The 17,206-nt window shown below is 37.4% G+C and carries 15 protein-coding genes; 4 read left to right on the forward strand and 11 right to left on the reverse strand.

Annotated features, from left to right (window positions below):
* The first annotated feature begins 63 nt into the window (after positions 1-63).
* A complete protein-coding gene (locus ACOKFG_RS12435) occupies positions 64-792 on the forward strand; it encodes a nitroreductase family protein (protein WP_422861382.1) in 729 nt (242 codons plus the stop codon).
* On the opposite strand, the gene ACOKFG_RS12440 is transcribed toward ACOKFG_RS12435, so the two are convergent.
* Genes ACOKFG_RS12440 through ACOKFG_RS12455 form a run of 4 tightly spaced genes read right to left on the reverse strand, consistent with a single transcriptional unit; the run spans position 787 to position 4,287 of the window.
* Positions 787-1,626, reverse strand: coding sequence for a biotin-dependent carboxyltransferase family protein (locus ACOKFG_RS12440; RefSeq protein WP_422861383.1), 840 nt, complete (start codon positions 1,624-1,626; stop codon positions 787-789). The two genes, ACOKFG_RS12435 and ACOKFG_RS12440, sit on opposite strands and share 6 nt — an antisense overlap.
* Positions 1,619-2,353, reverse strand: coding sequence for a 5-oxoprolinase subunit PxpB (pxpB, locus tag ACOKFG_RS12445; RefSeq protein ID WP_422861384.1), 735 nt, complete (start codon positions 2,351-2,353; stop codon positions 1,619-1,621). The genes ACOKFG_RS12440 and pxpB overlap by 8 nt, the downstream gene beginning before the upstream one ends.
* Positions 2,350-3,090, reverse strand: a complete 741-nt coding sequence (pxpA, locus tag ACOKFG_RS12450) for a 5-oxoprolinase subunit PxpA (RefSeq protein WP_422861385.1) — start codon at positions 3,088-3,090, stop codon at positions 2,350-2,352. The genes pxpB and pxpA overlap by 4 nt, the downstream gene beginning before the upstream one ends.
* Positions 3,091-4,287, reverse strand: a complete 1,197-nt coding sequence (locus ACOKFG_RS12455; protein ID WP_422861386.1) for an Nramp family divalent metal transporter — start codon at positions 4,285-4,287, stop codon at positions 3,091-3,093. It lies immediately after the preceding gene.
* Between the two features lie 179 nt (positions 4,288-4,466).
* On the opposite strand from ACOKFG_RS12455, the gene ACOKFG_RS12460 reads away from it, so the two are divergent.
* On the forward strand, positions 4,467-4,910 hold the full coding sequence (locus ACOKFG_RS12460; RefSeq protein WP_298790014.1) for a hypothetical protein: 444 nt from the start codon (positions 4,467-4,469) through the stop codon (positions 4,908-4,910).
* On the opposite strand, the gene ACOKFG_RS12465 is transcribed toward ACOKFG_RS12460, so the two are convergent.
* Positions 4,907-5,317, reverse strand: coding sequence for a hypothetical protein (locus ACOKFG_RS12465; protein WP_298790016.1), 411 nt, complete (start codon positions 5,315-5,317; stop codon positions 4,907-4,909). The genes ACOKFG_RS12460 and ACOKFG_RS12465 overlap by 4 nt on opposite strands.
* 300 nt (positions 5,318-5,617) lie before the next feature.
* Between ACOKFG_RS12465 and ACOKFG_RS12470 the strand changes: the two genes are divergently transcribed.
* Complete coding sequence (locus tag ACOKFG_RS12470) at positions 5,618-6,487, forward strand: 3-keto-5-aminohexanoate cleavage protein (protein WP_422861387.1); 870 nt, start codon at positions 5,618-5,620, stop codon at positions 6,485-6,487.
* Between the two features lie 12 nt (positions 6,488-6,499).
* On the forward strand, positions 6,500-7,144 hold the full coding sequence (locus tag ACOKFG_RS12475) for a hypothetical protein (protein ID WP_299485573.1): 645 nt from the start codon (positions 6,500-6,502) through the stop codon (positions 7,142-7,144).
* On the opposite strand, the gene ACOKFG_RS12480 is transcribed toward ACOKFG_RS12475, so the two are convergent.
* The 6 genes from ACOKFG_RS12480 to ACOKFG_RS12505 form a co-directional block, all read right to left on the reverse strand.
* The gene (locus ACOKFG_RS12480; protein WP_299485575.1) at positions 7,141-8,676 is read right to left on the reverse strand and encodes a YifB family Mg chelatase-like AAA ATPase; all 1,536 of its coding nucleotides are present in this window, start codon (positions 8,674-8,676) and stop codon (positions 7,141-7,143) included. The genes ACOKFG_RS12475 and ACOKFG_RS12480 overlap by 4 nt on opposite strands.
* A gap of 42 nt (positions 8,677-8,718) precedes the next feature.
* On the reverse strand, positions 8,719-10,518 hold the full coding sequence (locus tag ACOKFG_RS12485) for a hypothetical protein (RefSeq protein ID WP_299485577.1): 1,800 nt from the start codon (positions 10,516-10,518) through the stop codon (positions 8,719-8,721).
* 1 nt (position 10,519) lies between these two features.
* Complete coding sequence (locus ACOKFG_RS12490) at positions 10,520-11,677, reverse strand: DUF4249 domain-containing protein (protein ID WP_299485579.1); 1,158 nt, start codon at positions 11,675-11,677, stop codon at positions 10,520-10,522.
* A 26-nt stretch (positions 11,678-11,703) separates the two neighbouring features.
* Entirely contained in the window at positions 11,704-14,469 is a 2,766-nt protein-coding gene (locus tag ACOKFG_RS12495; RefSeq protein WP_422861388.1) for a TonB-dependent receptor, read from the reverse strand.
* Positions 14,466-15,149 carry a hypothetical protein gene (locus ACOKFG_RS12500; protein WP_422861389.1) on the reverse strand — a complete coding sequence of 228 codons (684 nt, stop codon included), beginning with the start codon at positions 15,147-15,149 and terminating at the stop codon, positions 14,466-14,468. Before ACOKFG_RS12500 ends, ACOKFG_RS12495 begins: the two co-directional genes overlap by 4 nt.
* A 273-nt stretch (positions 15,150-15,422) precedes the next feature.
* Entirely contained in the window at positions 15,423-17,198 is a 1,776-nt protein-coding gene (locus tag ACOKFG_RS12505; RefSeq protein WP_299485585.1) for a hypothetical protein, read from the reverse strand.
* Between the last annotated feature and the right edge of the window lie 8 nt (positions 17,199-17,206).

Consider the following 17,206-nt stretch of genomic DNA (forward strand, 5'->3'; position numbering starts at 1 on the left):
TGTATTATTTTGTTTCATACTTCAATAGTACAAAAAAATATTGTTTTCGATATCTTTAAAGCTATGGAAAAAAGTGTTACCGATGCTATTCAGTATCGACGGTCCGTCCGCATATTCAAAGACGATATCAAGTTGGATTCAGACAAAGTAAAGAAATGTGTTGAAAATGCGGTTTTGGCACCAACCAGCAGCAATCTTCAACTTTGGGAGTTTTATCATGTAACCCAACCCCATACTTTGGACAAATTAAGCGTTGCATGCCTAGGTCAGAAGGCGGCAAAAACAGCACAACAAATTATTGTAGTTGTGGTTCGAAAAGATTTATGGAGGAGTCGAATAAAAGCCAATCTTAGCTTTTTAAAATCCAGTTTTGGCAAAAAACCTAGAGAAGAATATAGTAAACCTGAAAAATTCGCTTTGAATTATTATGAGAAAATTATGCCAACGGTTTATTTTGATTTTCTTGGATTGTTGGGATGGATAAAATATTTTATGTTTCAGATTGTTGGTATGTTTAAACCAACATATAGACAGGTAAGACAATCTGACATGCGGATTGTCGCCCATAAAAGTGCAGGTCTTGCCGCACAGAATTTTATGGTCAGCATGGCGGCCATCGAATATGATACCTGCCCGATGGAAGGGCATGATTCTTTGCGCATAAAAAAAATTCTTGGATTACCCTCTAGCAGTGAAATAAATATGGTCATTGGTTGTGGGGTACGAGAGGAACATGGGGTTTATGGCCCACGATTTCGTATTCCTTTTGACCAAGTTTATAAGAGATTATAAAAGCTTAAAGGTCAGTGTGTCTCCAAATTTTTTCTGAGCCAATACGCTTATGGCCTCTTCCGTAAGTTGTAGAATTCTAGGATACCCACCCGTTGTTTGACTGTCTTTCATTAGGACTATTAATCTACCTGCGGGGGTAAACTGGACGGTACCTGGTATTGTTCCAGATGTCAACATGTTAGTATCATGACCTGTAATGAGTTCTTCTATTTGATATGCCATTCTATTATTGGCTTTGGATACTGTAAACTGCCTGGAAAAGAGTGACTCTAGTTGTTTATCTGAAAGCATATCATATTCCGGTCCTTTATCTACTTCTAAATAATCAAGCTCGTAGTGATTTTTGGTTTTTACTTCGGAAATCGAAGGTTCAAATGATTGTATCTCATTAAATGAAATTTCATCACCATCTTTCAAGCATTTTTTATGAGTAACAGGATAGTATTGTGATCTGCTCCCCAGAATTTCTTCAGATTTAAAGCCTCCTTTTACCGCCAAATAGTTTCGAAAACCATTTTCCAACTTGCCGTAGGATAATATGTCACCCTGATTAACCCTGATTACCTGATTATTATCTATTGGCTTATTGTTCAATGTTGCTGAAAGTTCAGCACCTGAAAGACATATGTAAGTTGTTGCCTCAAACTGCAAAGTAGGTCCGGTCATCGTTATTTCCAATACCGCATCCTTGGGATCATTCCCCAACATTTTATTTGCTCTTTTTACTGAAACGGAATCCAGTGCGCCAGAAACGGGTACACCTATATGCCGATTGCCAAATCGTCCTAAATCTTGAATGGTAAGGAAAAAACCTGATTTTAAGACCTTAAGCATGCAATGGGGTTTTTTCAAGTTTATATATTCCCACCTCTGTTTCTATTTTATGCAAATCGTATTCCGCCTTTGATATTTGATAAAACTGAATCTTATCCCCAACATTCACGAAACAAGGATTCTCGACCCTCGCATCAAAAATTGGAACAGGACAACTGCCGATGATATTCCAACCTCCAGGAGAATCTTGAGGGTAAATTCCAGTTTGCTTTCCTGCTAGTCCGACAGAACCTTTATTCACCAACAATCTGGGTTCTTTACGCCGTGGTATTTCTAGTTCGGTAGGGAGTCCTCCCAAATACATGAAGCCGGGTAAAAAACCTATGCCGTATACAGTATATTGGTTAGCGGTGTGTAAGTCTATTAATTCCTTGGCAGGAACACCTAAGGTTTTTGAAGTCTCCTCTAAGTCGATGGCAAAATCCGAATCATAACATACCGGTATTCTCCATAGAAAGCGTTTACTTTTATTGTCTGAGCTAGTTTTTTTGGAGTAACAATCTTTAATTAAGGGCACCATTTCTACAAAGTCAATATCCTCTGCGTTGTTGACCATGGTGAGGGAATTATATGCAGCAGACATCTCCCAATTTGGAAGGTTCAAGTTTTTAAAACTATTTGAGAAATCAAGAATATCCTCTAAAATGGATTCGTCCACTTTTTTTGGCCATTCAATAAGAACGGCCCGTTTTCCGAAGGGTTTAATGTTGATGGAATAGTTCTTCACTTCAGCTGCACTCCACTATTGGGTAATTCTCGGGAAAGATACATCAATATTTGTAATGCGGAAGGCGTATCTCCATGAATACATAATGTATCCGCCTTTATTTCAATTTCTTCTTTGGTAACGGTCTTTAACTTACTTTTTTTGATTATTAAAAGAATGTGCTCCAAAACCTTTTGGGGCTCCTCAATCAATGCATTACTCAATTGACGGGAAACCAAACTTAAATCTGTGTTATAGTTTCGGTCGGCAAACGCTTCATAAATAATTTTGATGCCATTTTCTATAGCTAATTCCGCTATTACGGAACCATACGGAACATATACGAATGTATTTCCCAGATACGGTTTGATGGCATTCAAATAAAGTAGGGCCAAGGATTTATTCTTTGCCGTTTCATTATACAAAGCACCATGCGCTTTTATATGATGAAGTTGAGCGTTTTCTTTTTCAAGCACCCTGTTAAAGGTTCTTAACTGGTCGATAATACTTGTTTTCAAATCATCATCTGATATTGAAAGTACTTGTCTTCCAAAATTTATTTTATCCGGATATGAAGGGTGTGCTCCAATTTTCACATGATGCTTTTTGGCTAGTCCAATCACATATTCCATCGACCCAATGTCTCCAGCATGCCCTCCGCATGCAATGTTGCAAGAGCTTATGAACGGAAGTAGGTCATCTTCGTTTCCAACCCCTTCCCCAACATCGCAATTGATATCAATAGACCACTTCTTCATTTAAAACAATCCAATTACCTTTAAAATACTCTTTACTCCAAGAAAAATCGAAAACCCTACGATCAAAAATCCAAAAACATTCTGGGTCATACTGTTTGTATGAGTACCCATTACGGATTTCTTGTTCACTACCCAAAGTAACAATATGGCCATTATTGGAAGTAATACGCCATTGGCGACTTGGGCAAATTGAATGATCTGTATTGGTTTGATATTAAAGGAAAGGAATGCTACTCCTGAAAACAGTACAATGGCCCATGTCAGTTTAAACTTTTTGTTTTGCATCCCATTATCCCACCCAAAACAACTGCTAGTTACAAATGCCGCTGCCAAAGGTGCCGTTATTGCCGAAGTGATTCCTGCCGCCAGCAATCCGATACCTAGAAAGTAACGCGACATTTTCCCAAATAGAGGTTCTAGTCCAATTGCCATATCAAGAACATTATCCACATTTTGAATTGGCGCTGCAGCTGCAGTAATCAATATGGCGATTGATACAAAACCACCCAGTGCTATTGAAATAATGGTATCTCGTTTTACATCTCTTAAGTCATTTGTAGATTTCCATTTTTCCTTAGTTAAGGATGCATGCAAAAACAGATTATAAGGCACAACCGTTGTTCCTACCAATGCTATTACAGTAAGTAAGCTGCCCTCAGGCAATTTTGGAATGAACATCCCATTGAACACTTCACTAATAGATGGTTTTGTAATAATAGCGCATAACACAAAACAAATCCCCATTACAGCAACAAGTCCAACAAAGATTTTTTCCAAAGTTTTATAATTGCTCCACCATAATAAAAGGAATGCCAAGATTCCTACAATTAAAGGATAGAAGGTCTCAAATGTTCCTTGACCGAAAAGTCCTTGCAATCCTAAGGTAGCCCCACCAATATTACCGCCCTCATAGGCAGCATTTCCTATTAGAATAGCAGCAAGTACAATTCCTAATACTGTATTTCGTAACCAAGTTACGTTGAGCTCAGCTTTTAATACATCAACAAGGCCTGTTTGGGAAACTACTCCTATTCTTCCGGCCATTTCTTGAAGTACAATTGTTGCCACAATGGACAGAACTACCGCCCAAATTAGGGCATAACCGAAATTGACACCGGCTAATGTGCATATGGTGATGGTTCCTGGGCCAACAAACGCAGCTGCAACTAATACTCCAGGGCCGATTTTTTTGAACATATCTCTTATTTTTCTTACGCTGAAATTAAAATGTTTTGTCAGAAAATGTGCGTTTCATCTAAAAAAATGTATTTCATCTAAAAATGGGGTGCAGTACGTCGAAGATTTATACGATTAGAAGAATGTCAAAGTTATAATAATCCCAAATCATATTATTGACCAAAACTTGACCTATACTCATGACTTGTAAAGATTGTGAAAAAAGTATCGGGCGTGAGCAATACAACGCATCCATGGACTCTTTGGGCGTTGAACTTTGCGAACGACACACCCGACTTATTAAAAAGATTATCCTTGACAACAATACACCGCTAGAAGCGATTCAACTCTTCTATGCCTTAAAAGAAGCGGGAGCACATCCTATGTTAGAATGGTGGGATGGTAAAAAATCAGTGGATGTCGCAATTTCAAGGGTAAAACTTAACATTGAAATTGATAAAGATTACAACATGATAACCCATGAGCAAGCCATTAACGACCTAGAGGAAGCGATGCATTCCTTTAAAAATGGCTTTACCACCATACGAATACCTCATTTAGCAGTAAAATATTATTTGGAAGATACTGTGCAAAATATACTTGGCATTATCACAGGTCTAAAAGCCAACACCAAGGTTATTTAATCGGAACAGAGAAGTTTTCCTATGTCACTGGATTCTTTGTATTCCAAAACATTTATAGCGATTGTTCTATCACCAATGTTCTCAAGATCATTGGTGTAGTTCTTTCCTTCAAATTCCCAATATTCTGTTTCCCCAGGTTCCAATTTTACCATGCTAATTTTGCCATTACCATGGCGGGTAAGCGCCAAGCCTCCGGTAACGCATACCCAATTATAATTTGCATTATGTTTTCTAAAGGGTATCCGTTCTCCGGGCTCAAGGCGTATGTCCCATAGTTTCACAGTTTCGTTTTCGAAAACCAGTCGTTCTCCCAATGAATCTTTAATTTCTTGATGAAGAAGCTCATCTATCATTTTTGGCTCCCATGGGTCAAAATTACCCGCTGGGTTCAGTTCCACACATTGCATAGCTCAATTCTCTAAAAAACGGCCGCAAAAGTACAACCCAAGCAGTCTTATGCACGTTTTAATGTAGGATTTAACTTTATTTTTTGATTATTTAAAGTTTTTGCTAGATTTTTTTAAAATATTGATTACTAATCCCTTAAAACATAATCTCTTTGAAATTTATCTCTAGCTGTATACATTTTTTAATTCATTTTTATAAGTAGTGTTTTGGTAACTCATCCAATAAATTGTTAGTCTGTCCATAATAATACTCATCTTCCACAGCACTCCGTACTTTAGTTGTTACCAGTAAAACATACTATGTCTGAAAACTTAATAATCAATTTCACGCCTACCGGAATGATTCCGACCAAGGAAATGACCCCTCATGTTCCAATTAGTGTGTCAGAAATAGTTGAAAACGTGCTGGAGGCAGATGAAATTGGAATAACCATGGTGCATCTTCATGCACGCGAAGAAGTAAGCGGAATTCCCACCTATAAAAAGGAAATCTATGGGCAAATCATAGAAGGTATACGAAAATATGCCCCTCAGCTCGTCATATGTGTATCGTTGAGCGGCCGAAATTTTTCTGAACTTGAGCTACGGGCAGACCCTCTTTTTTTGGAAGGCAATCTAAAGCCCGATATGGGTAGTCTTACGTTAAGCTCGTTGAATTTTAATTCAACGGCGAGCATCAATTCTCCTAAAATGATTCAAGACTTGGCGGGTATTATGATGAAAAATGGCATAGTCCCCGAGTTGGAAGTCTTTGATATCGGCATGATCAATTATGCAAAGTATTTAGAAAAAAAGGGATTGTTAAAGCCGCCGTTTTATTTCAACCTTCTTTTGGGAAATATTGCCTGTGCCCAGGCCAATTTGCTCAACGCCGGGGTTATGCTAAATGATCTTCCAGAAAATTCGTTGTGGAGTTTGGCAGGGATTGGAAATGAACAATTGAAAATGAACTCTATTGCGATTGCAATTGGTGGAGGCGTACGTGTTGGTATTGAGGATAATATTTGGTATGACCAAAAGCGCACTAAATTGGCTTCCAACTCAGATTTAGTCAAAAGGGTTCATACAATAGCCAATGCAAACGAGAGAGCTATTATGTCTCCTATGGAATTTAGTAGTAAAATGAAACTTCGAAACAATGAGAAAGAATATGGAAGGTCTGAAAAATAACTAACACTCTAGATGGAAACAGGTAAGAACACCCTCCCAGATAAAATCAATTGGGTTTGGAAGATTGTTAAGCACGGCGGACTCCTTCTTGGTGTTAGAAATAGATTAGCCGGAGTGGGACTTGATTTTATGCCATATTATTGGGTGAAGGAAGAGGTAACTCCAATCACACCTCCAAAAATAAAAGATAATCCGAAGGATTATGCGGTATCATATTTCGGATTTAGTGAAATAGATATTATTCAACAACGTATTCGTGGTATCGGACATAAAAACCTCAAAAAAAACTTAGAAAATGGTCAAACCTGTATAGGAATTAAAAGGCATGATGACATTGTTGCGTATATGTTTATTCAAAACAACCATCTAAATTTTCGTGGAAAAAGTTTTGAACTAAAGCCTAATGAGAGCTATCTCAAGAACATGTACACTTTTGAATCATATCGAGGGAAAAATATGGCGCCATACTTACGTTATCAGGGCTACTGCATGTTGAAGGAAAAAGGAATCGACACGAAATACAGCATTAGTGAATATTTCAACAAACCAACAATCAGATTTAAGAAAAAACTAAATTCGATCCATTTGGCCCTTTATCTAAGCATAAAACTTTTTAAACGCTATCAATGGACCATTAAATTGAGAAATTATAGTTAGCCCAACCACCCTTCCCTATCCAAACTCCTGTATTGAATGGCTTCAGATACATGCGGAGTTGCAATTTTTTCAGTTTTCTCTAAATCAGCGATTGTTCTAGCCAGTTTTAATATCCTGTCATATGCTCTGGCTGAAAGATTTAACCGTTCCATAGCTTTCTTCAACAAGTCCATGGATCGCTCATCTAAAGCGCAAAACCGTTGTATCTGTTTTGTGTTCATTTGTGCGTTGTAATGCACATTACTAAAGGATGAAAATCTGTGATTTTGGATTGCCCTAGCCGCTACCACCCTCCCACGAATGACACTACTGGATTCTCCCGTACTTTTATTGGACAATTTTTCGAATGGAACAGGTACAACTTCAATATGGATATCGATTCTATCCAACAATGGCCCAGAAATTTTGTTCAAATAACGTTTCATTTCCGATGGAGATGAAGTTTGAGGTGCATCCGGATCATTAAAATACCCCGAGGGACTTGGGTTCATACTGGCGACTAGCATAAAGCTGCTTGGATAGGTTACGGAAAACTTGGCCCTTGAAATGGTTACCTCTCTATCTTCCATAGGCTGACGCATGACTTCAAGCACTCTTCGTTCAAATTCAGGCAATTCATCCAAAAAAAGGACACCATTGTGCGCCAACGAAATTTCACCGGGCTGCGGATAACTTCCACCTCCTACCAAAGCTGCACTACTAATGGTATGATGTGGGTTACGAAATGGCCTTAGGCTCATTAATCCAGTGTTCTTTAATTTACCAATAACACTATGGATTTTAGTAGTCTCAAGAGCCTCTTGAAGTGTCATGGGTGGTAAAATTGATGGTAGTCGTTTGGCCAACATCGTTTTACCCGCTCCCGGAGGACCTATCAAAATGACATTGTGCCCTCCAGCTGCTGCAATTTCCATGCACCGTTTTATGCCTTCTTGTCCCTTTACATCGGAAAAGTCAAATTCAGGAAAATGTACATTCTTAAAAAATTCAGTTCTGGTATCTACTCTGGTTGGTTGAAGTTGGCTTTTCTGATCAAAATAATCAATCACCTCACTTATGTTCTCCACACCAAACACCTCCAGATCATCTACAACAGCAGCTTCCATAGCATTTTCCATGGGGAGGATAAAACCCTTGAAGCCTTCTTCTCGAGCTTTTACAGCTATTGGCAAGGCTCCTTTTATAGGCTGCAGACTTCCATCCAAAGAAAGTTCACCCATTATGACATATGCCTCAATATTCTCAGATTGAATTTGCTTGGAGGCGGCAAGAATACCAATCGCTAAAGTGAGGTCGTAGGCTGAACCTTCTTTTCTAAGGTCTGCAGGAGCCATATTAATTGTTATTTTCTTTCCAGGAATTCGAAAACCATTATTTTGAAGTGCAGCAGCAATGCGAAAGTTACTTTCTTTAACAGCATTATCGGGTAATCCCACCAAATGATAACCGATACCTTGATCAACATTGACTTCTACCACAATGGTTTGGGCCTCAACCCCAAATACCGCGCTGCCATAAACTTTTATAAGCATAAAAAGAAGGTTCTTTTATGATGCTTAAAAAGTAGTACAGTTCTATTTAACCGTAAACCTTTCTTTGACGGATACCGGGTTTCCATTTGACGTAAACCCTTCTATGATCAGTTCGTAGTCACCAACAATATCGGAAGTAAAGAAAATAACCTCTTCATTTTCACTGGAAATATCAAGATTTGGCTCCCAAAGTAATTGATATCTAAAATCTAGTGTTTTAACCGTTTTACCGCCCTCAGTTTCATCGTACCGCTGTTTATAGTATTTTTTGTCTGGCTCAGGTTTAAATAAATTCACGGTGATTATATGTTCGCCCAATTCTGGGGATTTATAATCTCTATCTATGGTATCAACCATTAGTACTCCTTGAAAAATTTTCTGGCCTACCACATATTTACTTCGTAAAAAACTAATGCTTTTTACATTTCTGGCATTGTATTCTAAAAGGTGGTTCTGATCTTGTATCAAGATACCATCAACAATAATCAAAGGGGAAAATTCAGGACTTAAAAATGTATCATAATTATGTTCCTTGACATAAAAAGTCCCTCCTTTTTGGGTCTTAGTGGCCCACACCAATTCAACCACTTCAACCAAGGTTTCGCTGATTGTGGAAAAGCGGGTATAGTCATCCAAATTATAGATCGTCATAATATTTTCATAGGATTGCTCAATGGGCGAAACCTGCTTTAAAGTGTCTGATTTTATCTGAAAATATCCATTTTCGATTTGATTGTGAACACTTCTTTCTAGAATGATATCTTCCATTTCAGGGGTTATCCCGAACTTATTGAAGGTCATTTCCGGATAGTTTGTTGATTGCCCTTGGTCCAAAACTACGTTATAGTTATGCCTATTTTCGCCAAGTACCTGAACAATGGCTTGCGTACCATTGTATTCCTTTTCAAGATTCGCATAAAATCTACCATCTTCATCGGTATTTATTACTTTTAATTCATGACCCTCTTTTCCGGGAATTGAAATTGCAACTTCAATATTATTTATACTGCTGATGGAATCTTTTGGGGTGATTTTACCAAAAATAAGTTCTCCTCGTAATTCTGGATAAAACATCCTATTATTTGGTTCCTTCCAAAAATCATTGGTTTTCTGTTGTCCTGGTTTAGAAAATTCTTTTTTAGAAGTTGGTCTGATGGGCGTGGTTATAGTGTCAATCCTTCTAACGGAGAGTGAATAGGTTCCTTCGGAATAGTTATCAAAAAAGTTCTTCAAACTAAAAACTACTTTGGATCTTTTATTAAAAATGTCTTTTTCAAATCCATCACTTTTCCAGTTATTGGTGCCAACACCTTCCGTCAAAATGCTTTTATGTTTTGCTTGAACTGAAGTTTTCAATTTTAAGGTATCCTCTTCTAGGAGTATTCGCTCCTGATTACTTTGGTATGGGTTAATTATTGCTATATCCCCTTGAAAAAAATTGTCTTGATTACCATTTTTCATCCATTGTGTATATCCTAGGAGTTTGTAATTTCCTGATGGAACCGTAGCGGGAATAAAAAAATCACTCTGCCCTGCGCTTTTTACCAAGCGGATTTTATGCTTAAATATGGATTGCATGTCTTCATCAACCAATTCTACATAGGCAATCTTGCTGAGATTGCTTAACTCGTTGGACTCGCAATTAAGGTTATACACTTTATAATACAAATATTCACCTGAAAACAACAGGCTGGTATTGTAGTGAATGAATATTTTTTCTTGAGGAATGTTGGGATAAGCCGCATTAAAATCAGCATCTGACGAACTCAATTGACCGAACGAACAGCATGGAACGATGAAAACAACCCAGAATAATTTTGCTATGTTTTTTATTGAGTTCATATTATTCTATCCAAAAATCTGGGATTTCACTGTCACCAAGAACTGTGCAATCACCGCAGACCCTGGGCACCACCTTATAAGGTCCATCTCGAGGTTCATCAGGACCTGGCACCCCAAAAAACTTAATATTATTAAACCTTACCCCATTGATCACCTCGGAAATTACAGGGTTGGTAACAAAACAATCATTGGGGTAGGCAGGAATCAAATCATCAGGAAAGAAATCTTGGTGATTAAAAAATATTCTTTCTTGGTTCACGGCCGATACGTCAAAAAATCCAATTACTTTTTCCCTAGGGTCATTCTGTGCCACAATGTTACCATTAAAGAATCCCGGCTGATTCTCGGAAAATATACTTTCCAACCCAGAAAGTTCACTTAGGGTTTTATAAAAGGCGTGCGCTTCTCTTGAAATCACATATTGTTTTACCAAAATGCTATACCGATGACCTATTATATAGTCATCTCTGCCTATAAATCTCACCTGGAAACCTGAAAGTCTATCCTCAGTGAACCCACTGGTATTCGCCAAAATTATTTTGATGGAGTTAACGGTGTTATAGCAGACTTCTTCTTCCCTAGGTCTAATTTCAAAACCAAGAATAGGTGGAGTTTCTGAGACAATATATAAATCTTGTGGGTTCCAATTTGGTGCAACAATTTTATAGGTTTCTTCATAATCAAATCTATAGTAGAGTGATTCAGCTTGAGGATCGAAGGTGTCCACCATGATTGACACGCCTTCTACATTTTGGTCGTTTGTTACTACGGATGCGTATAAATCGTCCATTGCCAAGCTCTTGGTAAGTAAGGTTGGTTTAGATACATAAGAACTGCCTGCGCTAGTGGTTATGGACAGTTCATAATTGACATTTGGCTTCGCATTGAACATTATGGATGAAACATATATTCCCGGTGAGCTTTCATTGAAATTATACTCCTCTCCGTCATCTCCAGAAATACTAACAATAGCATTGGTCTCTCCTTCTGGTTCTTCCTCGAAACGATATGTTCTCGTCAAAGATATTGTTTGGAATTTGAGTTCGTTGGTTATCAATGCATCAATTACCAAGGCACTTTCAAATTCTTCTGTTGTAGCTTCAAAGGGCTCAACACAGCTGCTAAGAACGATTAGAAAAAAAAGATAACATCTATACATTTTGAACTTATTCAAGTCAAGGACACTTAGAATTTGAAATTATAAGTTATCGTTGGTATTGGTATTGAAAAAATTGAACTTTTATAAGCTTTTATCTGCCCACTTTCTGTAACAAAAAATACAGAGTATGGGTTGTTTCTGCCTAACACGTTATAAACCGAAATATTCCAAAAGCTATGAGCCAATTTTTTCAACTTATGGTTGCCTTCAACATTAAAACTTAGGTCTACTCGATAATAGTCCGGAATTCTAAATTTGTTTCGATCGCTATAAAATGCATATTCCGCGCCCCTAAATGTATAACTTCCAATAGGGTATGTAACTGGTCTCCCGGTCTGGTAAACCACGTTGGCCGAAAAACTAAATCGTTTTGTGAGCTTATAATTTGCCACAAGACTAAGGTCATGCGGTTTGTCATAATTAGCTGGAAAATATTCGCCGTTGTTTACTGTTTCCTCCGCAAAGTCACTGTCCAGTTTCAAAAAAGATCTAGAGTATGTATATCCCAACCAACCGTTGAACTTACCTCTATTTTTTCTGAGTAAAAACTCTACGCCATAGGCCTTACCTTCTCCTTGCAATACTTCGGTCTCAATACTTTCATTTAACAACAGGTCCGCCCCTACTTTAAAATCAAGATTATTTTTGGATTTTTTATAATACCCCTCTAGACTCAGTTCAAAATTATCGCCGTCAAAATTTTTGTACAATCCTAGGGCATATTGCCGTGCTCTTTGTGGTTCTATGTTTATATCTGAGAGTTTCCATGTATCTATAGGTGATACGGTAGTATTGTTCGATAATGTATGAATGTATTGAAAAGTGCTATTATAGCTCGCTTTTACAGAAAAGTCTTCAGCTAAAAAATACCTTCCTGATACCCTGAACTCGGGTCCTGTATATGTTTTTATCACCTCATTGTTTCCATATTGAACCCTATCAATCAATGTCCCTTCGTCTTTCGGTAAGCCTGCTTCATAAATACGCTGTTCGGATTCCCCCAAACTTGAATAAATAGAATATCGAAACCCCAAATCCAACAACAATTTGTCGTTCACGGCATAGGTGTCTGATAAAAAAACGGCTGATTCAAGAGCTTTTTCCCTTGGTATTCTTAAAGATTCTACGATAGATAATGAACCTGTCGGGTTTATATCTCCAGGATTTACTAAATACAGTTTGGATGCAATACCATATTCAAAATTATGTGAACGATTATATAAATAGTTCATTTTAAGTTTTAACGCGGTCTCGTTTACTTTGTACCCAAATCGAAAATCAGTATCCGATTCACCATCAAAATCAATGTTAAACCTGTATTCGCTATTCGTCAATTGCAAACTACCGGTGTTTTTTTCGTTGAATTTATGGTTCCAGTTTAATGAGAACAATCTATTGCTGTAATTGTACAATGAGTCTGATGTTATGCTAAAAGCATCCCGGCTATAATACCCGGAAAACTGTATATCGTTGTTCTGGTTTACCTTATGGTCGTACTTTGCTAGTAAGTCATAAAATGAAGCTTGACTGTTTTTTAATGACTCTTCTTCCAATGACCTTAATATCCAATCGGAGTAGGAACTTCTTCCACCAATCAGCAAGGCTGACTTCTTATCAATAATTGGAATTTCGAGTGCAATATTATTGGTAACCGGACCGATTGAAGCTTCACCAGCGAACTTTTCCGTGTTTGCATTTTTATTCGTTATATCGAAAACTGAGGATAACCGACCTCCAAATTCAGCTGGAATACTTCCTTTATATATTGTCAAATCTTGAACCGTAAAGGGGTTCATTGCCTGGAAAATGCCAAAAAAGTGGGTGGGATTGTAAATTACCGCGTTGTCCATAAGTACCAAATTTTGGTCCGCGTTACCCCCTCTAACATTGAATCCGGTAGCGCCTTCTCCGGCCGAACTAATTCCGGGCAAAGCAGTGGCAACTTTTAGAATATTTCTTTCTCCAAGAACAACAGGTATGTTTTTTGTTTCTTCCGATGAAATTTCTGTGGTTCCCATGATAGCTTCCTCAACATTTTTGTCTGCATCGGCGCTGACCACAACTTCTTCTAACCTTTCAATGCTTTGATCAAGGGTTATATCCAGATTTCCATCATTATAGATGATAATGTTTTTTTGAATAGGTTGAAATCCAAGGGAGCTTGTTTCCAATATACTCAATCCCGGCGGTAATTCTATCTCATAAAATCCAGTAGCATCGGTAACCACTCCGATATCTCTATTCTTAATGATTATCGAAAGGTTGAGAATAGGTTCCCCGGAATTCCTGCTTTTTATATATCCGTTTAAAACAAATCCTTTTCTTTCAGTAATGTGTTCTTTCCCTATCCTCACCGTTTCCACTTCTCGTCTCTCCGAAGCATTCTCTTTTGAAAGTAATATGGGGTTATTCGCTACAACCCTGTTTTGGTTTTTAGGTTTGTCTTCCTTTTTTAAAGCACCAAAAAAACCAGGTGGCAATTGATCATAGATAATATTGTTTCTGTTCAAAGCAACTCTCTTATCTTTTAAGATGTAAAAATTGATGATTGTTTCATTGAATATGTTTTCAAGTAATTCCTGGATTTCGACATCCTCATAACTTCCAGAAATTTTTGTATCAGCCAACCAATCTTGAACATAATAGAAACGATACTCCGTTAGCTCTTCTATTTCATTTAAAACATCGACAATGTTCTGATCATTAAATGATATTGATACTTTAATTGAGTCATTTTGGGCCATGACCAATTTAAAGCTGAGCAATACCATTATCGTAAGAACATGTTTCATTGTACCAATTTTCGGTCTTCCGCAAGTAACCCGGAAATCCTATTAGAAAGTGTAATTAGATAATCTCTTGTATTGGATTTAGGGAATTTTTTCTTCGATAATCCCTCAATCTCTTTTTTATATTCTGGAAAAACTTTTACTAAATCCTTCCTATTTCTCAATGGATAATACTGTTGATTGTAAAATAGAAACATAACATTCCTGCTTTTGAACTCATAATACACAGAATTGTTCCCAGCTTTTTGGAATCTCTTTTTTTTGTGTTTTTCGAAAAGTTTAAGGTGTTGGTTTTCCAAAAGCACCTCATAGAAACCTGAAATACCGGGATTATTTGGTAAACTATCCCTGATATTAATGAATTTATGTCCATCTATAATAAAACTATCAACCTTGCTTTTAATGAGTTGCAGCAGAACAATTCGCAACCCTTTCTTTAGATTCAATAAAACCAAATCTTCATCCAAATCGTATTTCATTTCCAATCCAAAATAATGGTGTCCATCATAGACAATGGAACCCTTCAGGAAATCAGTGGTTTTATAGAACTTATGATAATTGTTGATTACCTTATATTTTTCTACGTAGCCTATACCATTGTATAATGCGGTGTTTTCAATCCCCATTGCTTTATCAAACCACTCATAATATTCCTCTTCACCTTTTTGGACCTTTTGGGACATCAAATAAAATGGAGCAAAAAAAGAGCTTAAAAAAGTCAGAAGGAAGACTTTAATTGTTGTACAAGTGGTAATATGACAACTATTGAAGAAAAACATAAGTGTGGAAATATTTCTTCATACTTATGAATGTAATTATCATAGCCAACTATGCATAATTATTTCTATAAACAACTATCCCAAAGGTAAGTTCTACCTAAATGCGTGGATTAACTTATCTCAAATCAATCCCGTTTTAAGGAAATTAACAACACTCCGTTGTCAAAATGCAGATAGCTATTTTACTGAAAAACGTTCTTTAGCGGAAACAGGATTTCCATTTGACGTAAAGCCTTCTATAACCAATTCATAGTCTCCGGTAACATCGGATGTATAGAAAATCACCTCTTTTTGACCATCAGAAATGTTAAGCATGGGATTCCAAAGCAATTGATGTCTAAAATCGGGAATCCGATCATCTTCTCCCTTCTCGGAGTACTCTTGGGTAAAATATGTTTTCCTTGGTTGTGGTTTAAAAAGTTCAACATTTTTAATATGTGGTGCGTAAAAGTCATCATAAAACCCGCCTTCAATGGTTTTGAAAAATAAAACTCCTTGAAAAGCTTGCGAGCCCAACATTACTTTATCTCTTGAAAAACTGATGCTCATGACTTTTTTTGCGCTGTAGTCCATAAAATCTTCGTGGCGTTTTAAGAATAGGCCATCCACAAAAACCATGGGCAACATACTAAGGTCTGTAAAGCCTTCGGCAGGTCTAATTTCAAAAACGCGTTCTCCATTATTCAATCTTCTTACGGATACCTGGTCCACAACTTCGACTATTGTTTCTTGCAAGCTATTAAATCTGGTGTAATCATCGAGGTCATAGTTTACCTCAAATTCCCGGTAATAAGGAGCCAAATGTTCCGCAGGAAGAATGGCATCCGACCGTTTTTCCCTAAAGGCATTTTCTATTTGATTTTGAATACTCTTTTCTAGGATGTAAGCATTCATTTTTTTTGAAAGCTTGAAGTCTGAAAAGTCCGTAACCTCGATATTCAGGTCTGGAGAGTCCAAGACCACTTCATACTTATCCCAATCATCGGATAGTATCTGCAAGGCAGCATTAACGTTGTCGTATTCGCGCTTCGTGATAAATTTGAACCGTCCATTGATATCGGACGTAGCAACCTTTAACAAGTATTTATCGCCAGGTAATGAAAGGGAGATTCTTTGCCCTTCTATCGGTTGTTTACTTTCCTTATCCATTATACTTCCAGAGATTACTTCTCCTCTTAACTCCGGTAAATGGGCAATCTTGTCTCCGGGAGTCATCGTGTTTGTTCCTTTTACGACATAGCTATTATAAAAGGATAGTGAAGAAATCCGTTCTGGAGAGGAAATTGAATCCAGTTTTCTGACGGAAATGGTATAGTCCCCGCCTCTCGAAGCTAGGTTATCTGTGCTAATGGATACGGTGACTTTCTCCCTTTTTCCAACCACTGATTTATCAAGACTTAAATCCAAGAAAGCACTTTTAACCGCTTTATTTTCTATAGAAGCGCTATTGGAAACTGACAACATCCTAGCATCGATTGCTTCCTGTAAAGAGTCTTTCTTTGGTTCTAGATGAGATTCTGTGGTAACTTGATATGGATTGATAATATGCATATCCGTTTGAAAGAATCCTGATACTTCAAAATTTTTCATCCATTCGGAATAGCCCAACAATTTATAACTTCCGGTTGGTACGGATGTTGGGATAAAGAAATCCCCATATCCAGAACCTTTACTCAGTCGTACCTTATGGGTAAACACAGCCTTTCCATTGCTGTCGATAAGCGAGACATATGCAATTTTGCTTATGTCACTAGCCGCTTTCGTGCTTTTGTCAATACAATGCACTTTATATCTCAAGTATTCCCCAGAGAATAACAGGGATTCGTTATGATGAACATAAACCCGCTCTTTGGGCAGATTTTCAAAAGAATTCACAGCTTTTGAATTGGACAACTGACCAAAGACTGTCGCCGAACTCAACAATAAAACGAATACAATGCTAATATTTTTCATAATTCAAA

Origin of the sequence: Flagellimonas rhodophyticola (genome assembly GCF_049332665.1) — a bacterium.
GTDB lineage: Bacteria > Bacteroidota > Bacteroidia > Flavobacteriales > Flavobacteriaceae > Flagellimonas.

Bases quoted from the DNA above. Each gene is read 5' to 3' on its own strand.
- ACOKFG_RS12475 (WP_299485573.1), top strand. From the start codon at position 6,500: ATGGAAACAGGTAAGAACACCCTCCCAGATAAAATCAATTGGGTTTGG.
- ACOKFG_RS12455 (WP_422861386.1), bottom strand. From the start codon at position 4,287: ATGTTCAAAAAAATCGGCCCTGGAGTATTAGTTGCAGCTGCGTTTGTT.
- ACOKFG_RS12435 (WP_422861382.1), top strand. From the start codon at position 64: ATGGAAAAAAGTGTTACCGATGCTATTCAGTATCGACGGTCCGTCCGC.
- ACOKFG_RS12505 (WP_299485585.1), bottom strand. From the start codon at position 17,198: ATGAAAAATATTAGCATTGTATTCGTTTTATTGTTGAGTTCGGCGACA.
- ACOKFG_RS12460 (WP_298790014.1), top strand. From the start codon at position 4,467: ATGACTTGTAAAGATTGTGAAAAAAGTATCGGGCGTGAGCAATACAAC.
- ACOKFG_RS12465 (WP_298790016.1), bottom strand. From the start codon at position 5,317: ATGCAATGTGTGGAACTGAACCCAGCGGGTAATTTTGACCCATGGGAG.
- ACOKFG_RS12495 (WP_422861388.1), bottom strand. From the start codon at position 14,469: ATGAAACATGTTCTTACGATAATGGTATTGCTCAGCTTTAAATTGGTC.
- ACOKFG_RS12440 (WP_422861383.1), bottom strand. From the start codon at position 1,626: ATGCTTAAGGTCTTAAAATCAGGTTTTTTCCTTACCATTCAAGATTTA.
- pxpA (WP_422861385.1), bottom strand. From the start codon at position 3,090: ATGAAGAAGTGGTCTATTGATATCAATTGCGATGTTGGGGAAGGGGTT.
- ACOKFG_RS12485 (WP_299485577.1), bottom strand. From the start codon at position 10,518: ATGAACTCAATAAAAAACATAGCAAAATTATTCTGGGTTGTTTTCATC.
- ACOKFG_RS12490 (WP_299485579.1), bottom strand. From the start codon at position 11,677: ATGTATAGATGTTATCTTTTTTTTCTAATCGTTCTTAGCAGCTGTGTT.
- ACOKFG_RS12470 (WP_422861387.1), top strand. From the start codon at position 5,618: ATGTCTGAAAACTTAATAATCAATTTCACGCCTACCGGAATGATTCCG.
- ACOKFG_RS12480 (WP_299485575.1), bottom strand. From the start codon at position 8,676: ATGCTTATAAAAGTTTATGGCAGCGCGGTATTTGGGGTTGAGGCCCAA.
- ACOKFG_RS12500 (WP_422861389.1), bottom strand. From the start codon at position 15,149: ATGTCCCAAAAGGTCCAAAAAGGTGAAGAGGAATATTATGAGTGGTTT.